The following is a 16,166-nucleotide window of genomic DNA, read 5'->3' on the forward strand; positions in this document are numbered from 1 at the left end:
GTCCGGGTCGCGCGATCCTTACCCTGGCGGCAGATAGCGAACAGCGAGGCGTAGGATGTCCGAGGCGCTCACTCCCGGATTCATGGTGGTACACGGCAATCGGCTCGAAGAGCTGCGCGGCCTGGCGGTCGGCTGGATGCGCCGCTATCCCCTGGCACCGCTGGAAAACGAACAGGTGCTGGTGCAGAGCAATGGCATCGCCCAGTGGCTGAAGCTGGCGCTGGCCGAGGGTCCGCGCGGAGACGACGAAGGCGGGTGCGGGGTGGCCGCGGCCCTCGAGGTGCAGTTGCCGGCGGCCTTTCTCTGGCGCACCTATCGCCAGGTACTGGGCCGTGACCAGGTGCCGCCATCCTCGCCGCTGGACCGTGCACCCCTGACCTGGCGCCTGATGCGGCTGCTGCCGACCTTGCTCCTGCAGCCGGACTTCGCTGCGCTGCGGCGCTTTCTCGACGACGATGGTGATCTGCGCAAGAGATACCAGTTGGCCGAGCGCCTGGCCGACCTCTACGACGGCTACCAGGTCTATCGCGCCGATTGGCTCAACGACTGGGCCGCGGGCCGCGATCTGCTGGCCAGCCTGCGCGACGGCCGGCGTCCCTTGCCGGAGAGCTGCCGCTGGCAGGCGCAACTGTGGCGCGCCCTGCTGGCCGATGTGGGCGACGGCGGTCTGGCCCGCAGTCGGGCCGGGGTACACCGACGCTTCCTAGAGGTGATGCAGGCGGCGACCGAGCCGCCGGCCGGCCTGCCGCGGCGGGTGGTGATCTTCGGCCTGTCGGCCATTCCGGCGCAGACCCTCGAAGCCCTGGCCGCCCTGGCGCGTTTCAGCCAGGTGCTGCTCTGCGTGCACAATCCCTGTCGCCACCACTGGTCCGACATCGTCGCCGACCAGGATCTCTTGCGGCAGAACTATCGTCGCCAGCAGCGCAAGCCGGGCATGCCGCAGACGCTGGATGCCGAGGCGCTGCACCAGCACGGCCAGCCGCTGCTGGCGAGCTGGGGCAAGCAGGGCCGCGACTACATCCACCTGCTGGACGAATTCGACGAGCCCGATGGCTATCGCCGCCTGTTCGAAGACCTCAACGGCGGGCGCATCGACCTCTTCGCCGAGAGCGAGCCCCAGCATCTCCTGGGCCAGTTGCAGGACGACATCCTCGAATTGCGCCCACTGGCCGAGACACGCGCACGTTGGCCGGCGGTCGATACGGCGCGGGACAGGTCCGTGCGTTTCCATGTCGCCCACAGTCCGCAGCGCGAGGTGGAGATCCTGCACGACCAGCTGCTGGCGCGCTTCAACAGCGATGCGAGCCTCAGGCCGCGCGATGTCATCGTCATGGTGCCGGACATCGATGCCTATGCACCGCACATCCGCGCGGTGTTCGGCCAGCTCGAGCGCCAGGATCCACGCTTCATTCCCTTCAGCCTGGCGGACCAGCACCAGCGCGGCTTCCAGCCGCTGCTGATCGCCCTGGAGCACCTGCTGCAGTTGCCCGACAGCCGTTTCGCCCTGAGCGAGATCCTCGATTTGCTGGACGTGCCGGCGCTGCGCGCGCGCTTCGGCCTGCGCGAAGGCGATCTGCCGACCCTGCACCTCTGGCTGGAAGGCGCCGGCGTGCGCTGGGGCCTGGATGCCGAACAGCGCAGCCGCCTCGACCTGCCCGAGGGCCTGACCCAGAACACCTGGCGCTTCGGCCTGAGGCGCATGTTGCTGGGCTATGCGGTGGGCGGCGGCGCGGCGCTGGGCGATATCGAGCCCTTCGACGAGGTGGGCGGCCTGGACGCGGCGCTGGTCGGGCCGCTGGTGGATCTGCTCGATGCCCTGGACGCGGCCCAGGCGGCGCTGGCGCAACCGGCCCGGCCGGCGGAGTGGGGCGCGCGCTTGCAGGCGCTGCTGGCGCTATTCTTCAGCGCCCAGGACGAGCATGACGAATACCTGCTGGAGCAGCTGGAAAATCTGCGCGAGCGCTGGCTGGAGCTGTGCGAGGACGTGGCGCTGGACGAAGAGCTGCCGCTCACCGTGGTCCGCGAGGCCTGGCTGGCCGGGCTGGATGCCGGCGGCCTGGCCCAGCGCTTTCTCGCCGGGGCGGTCAATTTCTGCACTCTGATGCCGATGCGTGCCATTCCCTTTCGCGTGGTCTGCCTGCTGGGCATGCATGACGGCGCCTATCCGCGTATCCAGTCGCCGCTGGATTTCGATCTCATGGCCCAGGACTATCGCCCCGGTGACCGCTCGCGGCGCGAGGACGATCGCTATCTGCTGCTGGAGGCCTTGCTCTCGGCGCGTGACCAGTTCTATGTCAGCTGGGTGGGGCGCAGCATCCGTGACAACAGCGAGCGACCACCCTCGGTGCTGATCGCCCAGTTACGCGATCACCTGCAGGCCGGTTGGCGGCTGGCCGGTCACGAGGAAGAGCCCGAGCGCTTGCTGGCGGCCCTGACCCAGGAGCACCCCCTGCAACCTTTCAGCGCTCGCTATTTTCGCGGCGAGCGCGGTTATTTCAGCTTCGCCGCCGAGTGGCTGGGCGTACACGACCGCACCACGCGTGATGAGGATGCCCTGCTGCCGCCGTTGGTGCTCGAAGAGCCCCTGGGTCTCGATGACCTGGCGCGCTTTCTGCGCGGACCGGTGGACTTGTTCTTCGGCAATCGCCTCAAGGTGCACTTCGAGGCGCCCGATGCCCCGGCGGAGGACGAGGAACCCTTCGGCTTGGACGCCCTGACCCGCTATCAATTGGGCGAAGACCTGCTGGCAGCGGCGCTGGCCGAGCCTGCCGAGGCGGACCGGGCGCTCATGGCAGCGGCCGAGCGCTTGCGTGGCAGCGGTCGCCTGCCGCTGGCGGGTTTCGGCGAGCGGGCCGGGCGGGCGCTTCGCGAACCACTGCCCGCCGTGGTGGCCCAGGTCGAGGCCCTGATGCTGCGCTGGCCCGACTCCCTGGAAGAGGCTGTAACCCTGGATCTCGAACATCGCGAGCTGCCACTGCTGGCCAACCTCGAACGGTTGCGCCGTGGGCCCGAGGGGCTGCTGGCGCTGAGCGCCCAGGCTAATGGCCTGGGCAATGCCCGTGCTCGCAAGTGGCACCGGTTGCTGCGACCTTGGGTACAGCACCTGGTCGCCGCGGCCGGTGGTCTGCAACTGACCACCGCGGTGGTGGCGACCGATTTGACCCTGCTGCTGGCGCCGTTGGATGCTGACCTCGCTCGACGTCAGCTGAACGAATTGCTGGACGCCTGGGCGCTGGGCCAGCGGCGTCCGCTGCCGGTGGCGCCGCGCACCGCCTTCGCCTGGCTGGCGAGCGACCCGGACAAGGCCCTGGCCTTTGCCGAGCAGGCCTACCAGGGCGAGGCGGCGACCCATCCGGCGCTGCGCCGGCAGTACCCGGACTTCGCCGCGCTCTTGGCTGACGAGGAATTCGATGGCTGGTGCCAGACCCTCTATGCGCCGGTCTTCACCGCCGGTTGGCAGGTGCTGGGCGGGGAGGGCCAGGCATGAGTCAGCGTCCGCTCGCCCTGCGCTTTCCGCTGCAGGGCAATCAGCTCATCGAGGCCAGTGCCGGGACCGGCAAGACCTTTACCATCTCCGCGCTCTATGTTCGTCTGGTGCTGGGCCACGGGACGCCCGAGACCGCCTTCGGCCGCGAGTTGTTGCCGCCGCAGATCCTGGTGGTGACCTTTACCGAAGCCGCCACTCAGGAACTGCGTGATCGTATTCGCCACCGGCTGGCCGAGGCCGCGCGCTTCTTCCGTGGGGAAATCGAGGCACCCGATCCCTTGCTCGCCGAATTGCGCGAAGACTTTCCGGGCGAGGCCTGGTCCGACTGCGCCCGCCGTCTGGATATCGCCGCCCAGTGGATGGACGAGGCGGCCGTCTCCACCATCCACAGTTGGTGCCAGCGCATGCTGCGCGAGCACGCCTTCGACAGCGGCAGTCTGTTCGTGCAGAACCTGGAGCAGGACCAGAGCGAATTGCTCGCCCAGGTCGTGCGCGATTATTGGCGCCGCTTCTGCTATCCCCTGGAAGGCGAGGCGCTGGATTGGGTGATCGAGCACTGGGGCGAGCCCCGGGCCCTGGCGGCGCGTCTGCGACCCCTGTTGAGCGAGGCGCTGGGTGAGCCCCAGGGCGATCCCGCCACGCTGCTGGCCACGGCCCTGGCCGAGTGCCAGGCGCGACTGGCGACCCTCAAGGCGCCCTGGGCGATCTGGGCGGAAGAATTGCGTGACCTCTGCCAGGCTGGCTGCGACGCCAAGGTGGTCGATGGGCGCAAGTTGCAGAAGAGATTCTTCGGGCCCTGGTGCGACAAGCTGATCGCCTGGGCGGACGACCCCGCCAGTGAGGACCTGGATATCGGCACCGGCTTCACCCGGCTGACCGAGGAGGGCTTCGCCGAGGTCTGGACCAAGGCCAGTCCGCCGGCTCATCCAGCGCTGGCGGCCATGGCGCGCCTGCCCGGGCAACTGGCCGAGCTGCCCAGCCCCGAGGTGCCGCTGCTGGAACACGCCGCGGCCTGGGTCCAGCAGAAATTCGAGCGCGAAAAACTGCGCCGCGCCGAGCTGGGCTTCGACGACATCCTCACCCGCCTGGACAAGGCACTGCAGGCCGATGGCGCCGGCGTGCGGCTGGCAGCGCTGATCCGCGAGCAATTCCCGGTGGCGCTGATCGACGAATTCCAGGACACCGATCCGGTGCAGTACCGCATCTTCAGCACTGTCTATGGTGCGGGAGAGGGTAGCGGATTGTTCCTGATCGGCGATCCCAAGCAGGCCATCTATGCCTTCCGCGGTGCCGATATCCACACCTACCTGCAGGCCCGCCGCGCCAATGCCGGCCACCTGCATTCGCTGGACACCAATTTTCGCTCCACCGCCGCTATGGTCGCCGCGGTCAACCAGGTGTTCCAGCACGGCGAGAGCACCGCGCCACGAGCGGCCTTCCTGTTTCGCCAGGGCGAGGACAATCCAGTGCCCTTCGAGCCGGTCCGCGCCCAGGGCCGGCGCGAGGTGCTGGAGATCGACGGTGCCCCCGGCGCGGCCCTGACCCTCTGGCACCTGGCTGGCGACGAACCCCTGGCCGGTACCGCCTATCGCGCCAGCTTGGCCGAAAGCACCGCCAGCGAAATCGTCCGGCTGCTGACCCTGGCCGCCGACGGGCGTGCAGGCTTTCGCCACCAAGACGGCGAGCTCAAGCCTCTGCGCCCGGCCGATATCGCCATCCTGGTCCGCGCTGGCAGCGAGGCCCAGGCGGTACGCCAGGCACTGGTGCGGCGCGGGGTACGCAGCGTCTATCTGTCGGATAAGGACTCGGTATTCGCCGCCCAGGAGGCGCGCTGCCTGCTGGACTGGCTCAAGGCCTGCGCCGAGCCCGATGTGGATCGCCGCCTGCGCGCGGCCCTGGGCAGCCTGACCCTCGACCTGCCCTTGGCCGAATTGGATGCCCTCAACCACGACGAGCAGGCCTGGGAGGCGCGGGTGCTGCAATTCCGCGGCTATCGCCAACTCTGGCGCGGCCAGGGCGTGCTGCCCATGCTGCGCCGCCTGCTGCAGGACTTCCGCCTGCCGCAGCGACTGATGGCCCGCGCCGATGGCGAGCGGGTGCTGACCAATCTGCTGCACCTCGCCGAATTGCTGCAGCGTGCTGCCGGCGAGCTGGACGGCGAGCAGGCGTTGATCCGTCACCTGGCCGAGCAACTGGCCACCCAGGGCGCCGCCGACGAGCAGATCCTGCGGCTGGAAAGCGATGCCGAGCTGGTCAAGGTGGTGACGGTGCACAAGTCCAAGGGCCTGGAATACCCGCTGGTATTCCTGCCCTTCGCCTGCGCCTATCGCGCCGAGGAGGGCGCCACCCTGCCGCTGCGCTATCACGATGACCAGGGCCGGGTGCGCCGGACCTTCCGCCCCTCGGCCGAAGAACTGGCCCGCGCTGACGACGAGCGTCTGGCCGAGGACCTGCGGCTGCTCTATGTCGCCCTGACCCGCGCCCGGCATGCTTGCTGGGTCGGCGTCGCCGATCTCAAGCGTGGACGCAGCAAGGAATCCGGGTTCGCCCGCAGTGCCCTGGGCTACCTGGCCACTGCCGGCGAGCCGCTGGCGAGTTCGGCAGCGCTGACCGCTGCCTTGACCATCCTGATCGGCGCCCAGCCCGACAGCCTCATCCTGCCGCTGCCGGAGGCCAGTACCGAGCGCCTACCGGAAGCCCGCGAGGCCCCCACGCCGCTCAAGGCGCTGACCGCCCGCCGTGCGGCTCGCGAGGACTGGTGGATCGCCTCCTACAGCGCCTTGCGCATCGGCACGCGCCTCGGCGAGGCGCGGGAAGAGGGCCAGTTGAATCTGGAGCTGGACCTGGACACCCCCGCGGCGCAGAAGCTGTTCGACGACGACCGCCTCGCCCCGGACGAACTCCGCCAGCCCGCCGCTGGCGAAGACCTGCATCGCTTTCCCCGTGGCCCCGGTCCGGGCACCTTCCTGCACAGCCTGCTGGAGTGGGTCGGTGAGGAGGGCTTCACCGCCATCCAGTCCACACCCGAGCGGCTGGACGATCTGATCGCCCGGCGCTGCCAACGGCGTGGCTGGAATCACTGGATTCCCATCCTGCAGGGCTGGCTGCGCCAATTGCTGGCCCTGCCGCTGCCGTTGCCCGGCGGCGCTCAGCGGCTGGGCGAGCTGGCCCTTTATCAGGTGGAGATGGAATTCTGGTTCGCCACCCACGGCGTCGATCTGGAGCGCCTCGATGACCTGGTCCGTCGCGGTACCCATGGCGGCCAGGCGCGACCGGTGCTGGAACCGGGGCAGCTCAATGGCCTGTTCAAGGGCTTCATCGACCTGGTCTTCGAGCACGAGGGGCGCTATTTCGTGGTGGACTACAAATCCAATTGGCTGGGTGCCGAGGCGGCTGCCTATACCCGCGCGGCCATGGAGACGGCCGTCCTGACCAAGCGCTACGATCTGCAATACGTGCTCTACAGCCTGGCCGTGCACCGCCTGCTCAAGGCGCGGCTGCCCGACTACCGTTACGAGCGCCATTTCGGTGGTGCCGTCTACCTATTCCTGCGCGGTTGTGATCCGGCCGGCCACGGCGTCTTCGTCGAACGTCCTGCCCAGGCCTTGATCGAGACCCTGGATCTGCTGTTCAGCGGTGCGGAGCCTGCCCATGTCTGATTTCAGCCCGGCCACCGAACGGCTGTTGCGCTTGGCGTCCCTGGTCGAGGAGCGCCCGCTTGCGCCCCTCAGTCAGCGTGACGACCTCTTTCGTCTGCTGGAACTCTGGGTGCAACGCGGCTGGCTGCGCCAGGTCGACCGGGCCTTCACGAGTTTTCTCGGTGAACTCGAACCCCACGGCGAGTCGGCGGTGCTGCTGGCCGCGGCCCTGGCCAGTCACCAACTCGGCCATGGTCATGTCTGCCTGGATCTGACGGCCACCCTGCGCAATCCGGACGCGGCGCTGTCGCTGCCCCCCGAGGGCGACAAGGCGCGCAGCTCACTGCTGCCGTCGCAACTGCTCCAGGGCCATAGCCTGGAGGCCTGGCGCCAGGCGCTGCTGGCCAGCGCCCTGGTCGATGGCGACGGCAGCGCGCCGGAACGGCCGCTGGTGCTGGGGGGTGAGCGTCTCTACCTACGCCGCTATTGGAACTATGAGCGCGAGGTGGCGGCCAGCCTGCGCCAGCGCCTGGCCACCCCCGAGCCGCTGCCGGCGGATCTCGCCGAGCGCCTCGACCGGTTGTTTCCGCCGGACGCCGAGGCCGACGGCGAACCCGACTGGCAAAAACTGGCCTGCGCCCTGGCGGTACGGGGCGCCTTCAGCATCGTCACCGGCGGCCCTGGCACCGGCAAGACCACCACGGTGGTCCGCCTGCTGGCGCTGCTCCAGGCGCCGGCGGTGGCGGCCGGTCGCCCCCTGCGCATCCGCCTGGCTGCGCCCACCGGCAAGGCGGCTGCGCGCCTCACCGAATCCATCGGCGGCCAGGTCAGTCGCCTGCCGGTGGACGAGGAGCTGCGTCGGCATATCCCCACGGGCGTGACCACGGTCCACCGGCTGCTGGGCAGTCGGCCCAATACCCGCCACTTCCGCCATCATCGTGGGCAGCCGTTGCCGCTGGACGTGCTGGTGGTGGACGAGGCCTCGATGATCGACCTGGAGATGATGGCCAGCCTGCTGGCGGCCTTGCCGCCGAAGGCACGCCTGATCCTGCTCGGCGACAAGGACCAGTTGGCCTCGGTGGAGGCGGGGGCGGTGCTGGGCGATCTCTGTCGCGATGCCGAGGCCGGGCGCTACAGCCCCGCCACCCGCGCCTGGCTGGAGGCGGTGAGCGGCCAGTCGTTGGCCGCGACCGCCCTGGCCGTTGGCGATGACCAGGGCGATGCCCTGGCCCAGCAGGTGGTGATGCTGCGCCGCTCGCGACGCTTCGGCGCCGGCAGTGGCATCGGCCAGCTGGCGCGGCGGGTCAATGCCCAGGATGGGCTGGGCGCCCAGCAGGTGCTGGTCGACGGCGGCTACGCCGATCTGCATCGGGTGTTGCTCAAGGGGCCGGAGGACCGGGCGCTGGAGCGCTTGGTGCTGGAAGGCCGCGGGCGCGCCCGTGGTTATCGGCACTATCTGGAGGTCTTGCGCCAGGCACGGCCACAGGCGGATACCTCCCTGGACGATCCAGCCTGGATGCACTGGGCTGGCCAGGTGCTCACCGCCTTCGATGACTTCCAGTTGCTCTGCGCCGTGCGCAAGGGCCCCTGGGGCGTGGAAGGCCTCAACCTGCGTATCGCCAGCGCGCTGCTGGCGGCCGGCCTGCTCGCGGGTGAGCACGGCTGGTATGAAGGACGCCCGGTGCTGGTGACGCGCAACGACTACAGCCTGGGCTTGATGAACGGCGACATCGGCATCACCCTCTGCCTGCCCGATGCCACCCAGCCGGGACGCAAGGTGCTACGGGTCGCCTTTCCCCGTGGCGATGGCAGCGGTGGACTGAGATTCGTCCTGCCCAGTCGCCTGGCAGCGGTGGAGACGGTGTTCGCCATGACCGTGCACAAGTCCCAAGGCTCGGAATTCGCCCATACCGCGCTGCTGTTGCCCGAGCAACTCAGCCCGGTGCTGACCAAGGAGTTGGTCTACACCGGCATCACCCGGGCGCGCGATGACTTCACCCTGATCGAGGCCCGTGGGGGCATCTTCGCCGAGGCGGTGGCCCGGCGGGTCCGGCGCGTCAGCGGGCTGGACCTGGATTTGCGAAACACTGTGTAAATATACAGATAACTGCTGGACGCTGCCGCCTGGCCTGCCTAAGGTGAGGGGGAGCCGTCCGTGATGAGAGTGCCATGACTTCCCTGCCTTTCGCCTCCCTTGTGCTTCCGCTGTTGCTGCTGGCCGGTTGGGCCGGTTCGGCCATCTGGCTGACCGGCCGCCAGCGCTATCTCCAGCAGCAGCTCGACAGCGCCGCCGAGCGCTACGACATGCTGCGCGACGACCTGCAGCGAGCCGAATTGGCCAACGGCCGCCAGGTGGTGGAGCTGGGCGCCGAGCGCGAACGTACCGCCGCCCTGCAGCGCCAGCTGGAGGCCAATCGCGAGCTGGAAGCCGAGTTGCGCCAGCAGACCCGCCAGGCCCAGTTGCAGGCCGCCGAACAGCACGCCCTGGCCGAGGCTACCCGCGCCCAGTTGCAGGGTATCCAGGAGCAACTCACCGAGCTGCGCGAGCGCCAGCACCGCGAGCAGCAACTGCACGCCGAGGTGCAGGAGCGCCATGCGCGCCTGGCCGAAGAGCATGCGACCCTCAAGACCACCCTGGCGCAGAAGGAAGAGCATTTCCAGGCACAGCACCAGTTGCTGCGCGACAGCCGTGAGCAGCTCAAGCTGGAATTCGAGCAACTGGCCGGACGCATCTTCGAGGCCAAGGGCCAGGCCTTCGCCCAGCACAGCCAGCAGTCCCTGGATGCCCTGCTGCGCCCCTTCCGCGAGCAGATCGAAGGCTTTCGCGCCAAGGTCGAGGACATCCACCACAAGGACGTCCAGCAGCAGGCCGCGCTCGGCCAGCAACTGCTCGACCTCAAGGAACTCAATCGCCAGATCACCCAGGAAGCCCATGACCTGGCCACCGCCCTGCGCGGCCAGAAGAAGGCCCAGGGCAACTGGGGCGAACTCATCCTGGAAAACGTGCTGGAGCGCTCCGGCCTGCGCGAAGGCCGCGACTTCGTCCGCGAACGCAGCTTCACCACCGAGACCGGCCGCCGTCGCCCGGACGTGCTGGTGCATTTGCCACAGAAGAAGCACCTGGTGGTGGACGCCAAGGTGTCGCTCAACGCCTATACCCGCTACGTCAACAGCGAGGACGAAGGCGAGCGCCGCCTGGCCCTGGGCGAGCACGTGCGCGCCGTGGGCGAGCGCATTCGAGAACTGGCCGACCGTGAATACTTCAGCCTGCCGGGGCTGAATTCACCGGAGATGGTCTTCCTGTTCATCCCCATCGAATCGGCCTTCGTCGAGGCGCTCAAGGCCGACGAAAGCCTGTTCCAGCGCGCCATCGAGCAGAACGTGCTGGTGGCCACGCCGACCACCCTGCTCACCAGCCTCAACATCGTCCGCCAGCTCTGGCGCTTCGAGGACCAGAATCGCCATACGGCGGAGCTGGCCGAACGCGCCGCCAAGGTCTACGACAAGCTGCGCACCTTCCTCGGCAGCATGGACGGCATCGGCAAGAGCCTGGAAAAGGCTGGCGAGGCCTATCGCAAGGCCTGCGGCCAGCTGGTCGGTGGGCCGGGCAACCTGGTCAAGCAGGTGGCCGATTTCAAGGAACTGGGCGTGGCGGTGCGCACCGAGCTGGATGGCCAGTGGACCGAGCGGGCGGAGCTGGAACTCACCATGGTGGAGTTGGAAACCGCAGCCGAGTTACCTGGCCACGGTTGATCCGAGCGACAGGGTCGGACGATCCGACCCTGGGGGAGGGGACCGACGGGTGCAGGACGCATCCGTCGGGTCTTGTAGCCTAGTGATGCTCGCGGGTGGCGCGGAAGGTGATCTCCGGCCAGCGCTCTTCCATCAGCGCCAGGTTGACCCGGGTCGGCGCCAGGTAGGTGAGGTGGCCGCCGCCGTCCACCGCCAGGTTCTCGAAGGCCTTGGTCTTGAAGTCCTCGAGCTTCTTCTTGTCGTCGCACTCGATCCAGCGCGCCGACCAGACGTTGATGGCCTCGTAGGCGCACTCCACCTTGTATTCCTCCTTCAGGCGGCTGGCGACCACGTCGAACTGCAGCACGCCCACCGCGCCGAGCACGATGTCGTTGTTGCGCTCGGGGAAGAACACCTGGGTGGCGCCTTCCTCGGCCAGTTCCTGCAGGCCCTGGCGCAGCTGCTTGGATTTCAGCGGATCCTTCAGGCGTACCCGGCGGAACAGCTCAGGGGCGAAATGCGGGATACCGGTGAAGCCCAGCGCCTCGCCCTCGGTGAAGGTGTCGCCGATCTGGATGGTGCCGTGGTTGTGCAGGCCGATGATGTCGCCGGCGAAGGCCTCGTCCAGGTGCTCGCGCTCGCTGGAGAAGAAGGTCAGGGCGTCGGCGATCTTGAGGTCCTTCTTGATCCGCACATGGCGCAGCTTCATGCCCTTCTCGTACTTGCCCGAGCAGATGCGCATGAAGGCGATGCGGTCGCGGTGCTTGGGATCCATGTTCGCCTGGATCTTGAACACGAAGCCGGAGAACTTCTCTTCCACCGGCTCCACGGTGCGCTCGTGGGCGGCGCGCGACAGCGGGCGCGGCGCCCAGTCGACCACGGCGTCGAGCACCTGGTCGACACCGAAGTTGCCCAGGGCGGTGCCGAAGAACACCGGGGTCATCTCGCCGCGCAGGAAGGCCTCGTTATCGAATTCGTGGCAGGCGCCCTGCACCAGCTCCAGTTCCTCGACGAAGCGCTCGTAGAGATCGCCTAGGTGGGCGCGGGCCTCGTCGGAGTCCAGCTTGTCGATGGTCTTGGTGGCGATGCGCTCGTGGCCGTGACCGGGGGTGTAGACGTAGATGCGGTCGTCCGAGAGGTGATAGACGCCCTTGAAGTCGCGATAGCTGCCGATCGGCCAGGTGATGGGCGCGGCCTTGATCTTGAGTACCGCCTCGATCTCGTCGAGCAGCTCGATGGGGTCGCGGATATCGCGGTCGAGCTTGTTGATGAAGCTGACGATGGGGGTGTCGCGCAGCCGACAGACGTCCATCAGGGCGATGGTGCGGGGTTCGACGCCCTTGCCGCCGTCGAGCACCATCAGCGCCGAGTCCACCGCGGTCAGGGTGCGGTAGGTGTCCTCGGAGAAGTCCTCGTGGCCGGGGGTGTCGAGCAGGTTGATCATATGCTCGCGGTAGGGGAACTGCATCACCGAGGTGGTGATGGAGATGCCGCGCTGCTTTTCCATCTCCATCCAGTCGGAGGTCGCATGGCGGTCGGATTTACGCGACTTCACCGTACCCGCCACGGCGATGGCCTGGCCCATCAGCAGCAGCTTCTCGGTGATGGTGGTCTTGCCCGCGTCGGGGTGGGAGATGATGGCGAAGGTACGGCGCTTGGCGACTTCGGCGGCCTGGGTGGTCATGGATGAACCTGGGCGAGAGCGAAAAAAGAGGGGGCGGAGTATAGCAGAGGGCAGCCCCCGGCGGCTCGGGAGCGAAGGCCCCCGACGCTTCCGGTCGCTCAGGGTTGCGGCTGGATCTTGCCTTCGCAGAACGGCGCGTTGCGTCTCTTGCGCACCAGACGCTTGCCCAAGGCCATGCCCGGGATCTCGATGTACCTGTAGGTCAGGCAGGCCAGGCCGAGGACCGCCGCCAGTTCCAGCAGGACCACCAGGTTGTCCAGCATGGGGCTGCCGGTGGCGATGTAGCGGATCATGAAGGGCACTGGCACATCGTGGGACGGTGCTACCACGGTGAGATCCTGGTGCAGCAGCTTGCCCAGCACGATGAAGGCGCTCTTGAACAGGAAGATCACCGCGGCGTGGCAGAGGTATATGGAATAGGACAGCATCCCCAGGCGCACGAAGTAGCGATGGTGCAGCACGCTCGAGACCAGGCCGCGTTCGAAGGCGAAGGTGAGGATGGTGACGCAGAACACCAGGCTGGCAAGGACGCCTTTCTTGGCGACGGGCAGATCGGAGGTCATCACCGCGATCGCCGCGATGAGGCAGGCCAGCTCCAGCAGGGTGCCGCCGAACGAGTCCGGGTTCTGCCGCTTGATCCAGGCATAGAGACGGTAGGTGCAGGCGCCGGCGAAGAAGCACGACAGGCCACGGAAGATCTCGGTCTTCAGGGGCAGCACCGGGAACAGCAGTTGCACGAAGGCCAGCAGGGCGATCACCAGGAACCATTGGCGATGGTGGCCCTGGCCCTTGAGCACCAGCATGCCGAATACCAGATAGAGGTAGTACTCGATGCTGATGCTCCAAGACGGGTAGTTGAAGGAGCCGGTGATGGCCTGGCCCAGCCAGGATTGCAGCAGCAGCAGGTTGGGCAGGAACTGCTCGGGTGCGGTGGCACCGCTGAAGGCCGGATCGTTGAAGCCGATGCCCAGGTGCTCGGCCAGCAGCCGTCCGGTTTCCAGCAGCACATAGAGTCCGAGCATCGCCAGGTGCAGCGGCAGCAGCCGCGCCGAGCGGCTGATGGCGAAATCGCGATAGTCGCACAGGGTACGCAGGCGGGTTTCGTAGGTGTGCATCAGGACGAAACCACTGAGAACGAAGAAGAATTCGACGAACAGATAGGCGTTGGCGATCAGCGGATTTTCCGAGGCGGCCTGGGCGACATAGGTATGGAAGAGCACGACGGCGACGGCCAGCAGACCGCGAAAGCTATCCAAAGCGACAAATCTTTCCATGGGATTTCCCTGACGGTGCGACAGACGAAGACGAGTGACGGTAGGCTGCCGTCAGGGCGAAAGGCGGCGGTGGAACAGCGCGAAGGAAGAAGACATGGCATCCAGGCTCTTGTTATCACGACGAATTTCAATCGTCGAACTATTACTTTCTGTTACGGTTTGATCGTCAAATCCTTAAGAGTTCGCTGCCGGTGGTCGCCCGACACGAGACTTTGTGATTGCGATCACCGATTGCCCCTCAGGTCGTCGGTGATCGCAGTGGTGCACGGCCTGGGGATACCGACCGCGCGCCGGCTCAGCGTGGGCCCAGGGTCTCGCAGGCCGACGGCTTGACGTACTTCTGCAGCACCGCCCATTGCGGGCGCGGCTTGCCGTTCACCGGCTCGATCGCCAGTTTGTAATCACCCCAGTTGGGGCCGGCGGCCCAGTACATGGCCGGGATGCACTCCTGGCGCAGCCGCGCCAGCAGGCGATCCATGGCCGCCAGCCAGCGGGGATCGTTGTCCGGCACGCCGAACTCCCCGATGTGGCCGCGCTTGCCGTGCTGCTTGAGCCAGGTGATGAAGGGCTCCACCCGGCGGATGCCGACGTTCGGATCGAAGTCGGTCATGTCCTTCTTGAGGTACTTGCCGCCACCGTCGTTATCGAAATAGACGTGGGCGGAATAGATCAGGTTGTCCGCCGGGTCCTTGAGGCCGAGCAGCTTGGCGTTGTAGCGCGGCCAGAGGTAGCTGCTGGACCAGCCATTGCCCTCGATCAGGATCGGGCGCGCGCGGTCCACGTCGCGCACCGCATCGATGCCGTGCTGCGCCGCGATCGGCCATTGCTCAACGGCGTCGTGGGGTTCGTTCATGATGTCGTAGGCAGCGAGGGCGGAATGGTCGTGCCAGCGCTGGGCGATCCGGCGCAGCACATCGGCATAGGCCGGGTAGGGCACCGCCGCGCTGCCGATGATCTGGCCGCGGTATCTCATGTAGTTGTGCAGATCCAGTATCACGCTCATGCGATAGCGCTTGGCGTTATCGAGGGTCTGGTCGATCAGCTTGGCATAGACCGGATCCAGCGGCTGCCCGAGGCGCGGCTGGAGGCGTTCCCAGATGACCGGGAAACGGATCACCCGGATGCCCTTCGCCGCCCAGCGACGATAGTGGCCGGCGTCGGGGAAGAAGTAGTTGGTTCCGGGCTTGCCCGGCAATACCTGGGGAGCGAAGCCGGCGCCGGAGAAATTCAGTCCGATCAGGTCGGTGGGAAAGTCGCGCGTATCGGCGTGCGCGGCAGGCAGGGCGGTGAGGCTGCAGAGCAGGATGGACAGGGTCGCGAAAGCGGATTTCCAGCGAGGCGTCATCGGCAAGGTCCCAGGCAGTGGCTCAGACGGAGAGGTAGGCGGCAGGCGGGCTGCCCGATTCGCCATGAGGCCCGAATGGCCAGGGAGAAGTTGCAACGCGGTGCTCGTAAAGTGCGCCAGGCAACGTTACGGCAGCAGGGAATCCGCAAAAATGCGAGCTGGTTAGGGCTGCAGAGGCTGGGCGGGAGATCGCCTAGGCTGGGGCTGGCTCGCCAGGCGCGGGCAGCGCTGGAGCGGGTGATGAACTGCTGGCGACTGCTTTCCGTCAGGCGACGGCGCCAGGCAGGTCATTCAGGTGCGGTCTCTAGCGACGCAGGCAGATACCCGCCCACTGCTCGGCTTCCTGGCGGGCCGCTGCCTCGTCGTTGAATTCGGTGACCAGGCCACCGTGTGCATAGACCACCACCCAAGTTTCCACCTTGGGTTGCAGCAGCAGTACGGGGGCAGAGGAAAGGATGGCGGAGTCCAACGATGCACAAGCCGTCATGTCATTCATAACGTTCCCTTTGAAGTTAGCTCGGTGAATAGTCTGTTGTTATAGCGATACCAGGAATGGCTTGGTGCTATCACTGGGCCACCTATTGACCTTGGTTGGGCTGAATGATCCCTCAAAGCGTCAGCCGCTCGTCAGAATGATAAAGAGGTGCCAAAACAACGGCGTCGCACTGGTGCACAGAAAGATGTTTCAGTCGCGACCGTACGTCAGCCTGGCTGTGTGGCGCTCCACGAAACAGTCTGCCGGTGCCCTCCTGGCTGTGATGCAGATCGTCTACCGGCTGCCAAGTGGTTAACAGAAAAGCCATTACATTTGGTAGGGCTGATCGGCAAAGCGGTCTATTCCGCGGCTCTTGGCCCTGGCGGGTAACGGATGCCTCTGGCGCGGGCGTCAGGGGCTGTCCGCCGCACTCTTCAGCGCGACGGGGTTGGCATTGAGCGAGTCTATTGGGTTAGCCTAAAAAGGAGTTGGCGAACTATCGACCCCGATGGACGTCAATCACTTCGGTCG

At 67.0% G+C, this 16,166-nt stretch carries 8 protein-coding genes; 4 read left to right on the forward strand and 4 right to left on the reverse strand.

All coding sequences use genetic code 11. The features are described from left to right. The first annotated feature begins 55 nt into the window (after positions 1–55). The 4 genes from recC (at position 56) to rmuC (ending at position 10,878) form a co-directional block, all read left to right on the forward strand. Positions 56–3,487: an exodeoxyribonuclease V subunit gamma gene (gene recC / locus FSV73_RS09220; protein WP_145007008.1), complete on the forward strand. Its 3,432-nt coding sequence runs from the start codon at positions 56–58 to the stop codon at positions 3,485–3,487. Further along, positions 3,484–7,146, forward strand: coding sequence for an exodeoxyribonuclease V subunit beta (recB, locus tag FSV73_RS09225; protein ID WP_145007010.1), 3,663 nt, complete (start codon positions 3,484–3,486; stop codon positions 7,144–7,146). Before recC ends, recB begins: the two co-directional genes overlap by 4 nt. After that, positions 7,139–9,220, forward strand: a complete 2,082-nt coding sequence (gene recD / locus FSV73_RS09230) for an exodeoxyribonuclease V subunit alpha (RefSeq protein WP_145007012.1) — start codon at positions 7,139–7,141, stop codon at positions 9,218–9,220. Before recB ends, recD begins: the two co-directional genes overlap by 8 nt. A 74-nt stretch (positions 9,221–9,294) precedes the next feature. Further along, entirely contained in the window at positions 9,295–10,878 is a 1,584-nt protein-coding gene (gene rmuC, locus FSV73_RS09235; RefSeq protein ID WP_145007014.1) for a DNA recombination protein RmuC, read from the forward strand. A gap of 79 nt (positions 10,879–10,957) precedes the next feature. On the opposite strand, the gene FSV73_RS09240 is transcribed toward rmuC, so the two are convergent. From FSV73_RS09240 to FSV73_RS09255, 4 genes are all read right to left on the reverse strand, one after another. Next, positions 10,958–12,541 (reverse strand): peptide chain release factor 3, encoded by a 1,584-nt coding sequence (locus tag FSV73_RS09240; RefSeq protein ID WP_145007016.1) that lies wholly within the window; start codon positions 12,539–12,541, stop codon positions 10,958–10,960. Positions 12,542–12,639: 98 nt separating this feature from the next. Continuing rightward, positions 12,640–13,815: an acyltransferase family protein gene (locus tag FSV73_RS09245; RefSeq protein ID WP_145007018.1), complete on the reverse strand. Its 1,176-nt coding sequence runs from the start codon at positions 13,813–13,815 to the stop codon at positions 12,640–12,642. Between the two features lie 295 nt (positions 13,816–14,110). Beyond that, positions 14,111–15,160, reverse strand: coding sequence for a glycoside hydrolase family 5 protein (locus FSV73_RS09250; RefSeq protein ID WP_145007019.1), 1,050 nt, complete (start codon positions 15,158–15,160; stop codon positions 14,111–14,113). 304 nt (positions 15,161–15,464) lie between these two features. Beyond that, the gene (locus tag FSV73_RS09255; RefSeq protein WP_145007021.1) at positions 15,465–15,656 is read right to left on the reverse strand and encodes a hypothetical protein; all 192 of its coding nucleotides are present in this window, start codon (positions 15,654–15,656) and stop codon (positions 15,465–15,467) included. Between the last annotated feature and the right edge of the window lie 510 nt (positions 15,657–16,166).

This window comes from Pseudomonas oryzihabitans (assembly GCF_007665395.1).
Lineage (GTDB): Bacteria > Pseudomonadota > Gammaproteobacteria > Pseudomonadales > Pseudomonadaceae > Chryseomonas > Chryseomonas psychrotolerans_C.

What these genes read in the sequence shown, in the direction of transcription:
- recC (WP_145007008.1), top strand. Translation starts at nt 56, where the DNA reads ATGTCCGAGGCGCTCACTCCCGGATTCATGGTGGTACACGGCAATCGG.
- recB (WP_145007010.1), top strand. Translation starts at nt 3,484, where the DNA reads ATGAGTCAGCGTCCGCTCGCCCTGCGCTTTCCGCTGCAGGGCAATCAG.
- recD (WP_145007012.1), top strand. Translation starts at nt 7,139, where the DNA reads ATGTCTGATTTCAGCCCGGCCACCGAACGGCTGTTGCGCTTGGCGTCC.
- rmuC (WP_145007014.1), top strand. Translation starts at nt 9,295, where the DNA reads ATGACTTCCCTGCCTTTCGCCTCCCTTGTGCTTCCGCTGTTGCTGCTG.
- FSV73_RS09240 (WP_145007016.1), bottom strand. Translation starts at nt 12,541, where the DNA reads ATGACCACCCAGGCCGCCGAAGTCGCCAAGCGCCGTACCTTCGCCATC.
- FSV73_RS09245 (WP_145007018.1), bottom strand. Translation starts at nt 13,815, where the DNA reads ATGGAAAGATTTGTCGCTTTGGATAGCTTTCGCGGTCTGCTGGCCGTC.
- FSV73_RS09250 (WP_145007019.1), bottom strand. Translation starts at nt 15,160, where the DNA reads ATGACGCCTCGCTGGAAATCCGCTTTCGCGACCCTGTCCATCCTGCTC.
- FSV73_RS09255 (WP_145007021.1), bottom strand. Translation starts at nt 15,656, where the DNA reads ATGAATGACATGACGGCTTGTGCATCGTTGGACTCCGCCATCCTTTCC.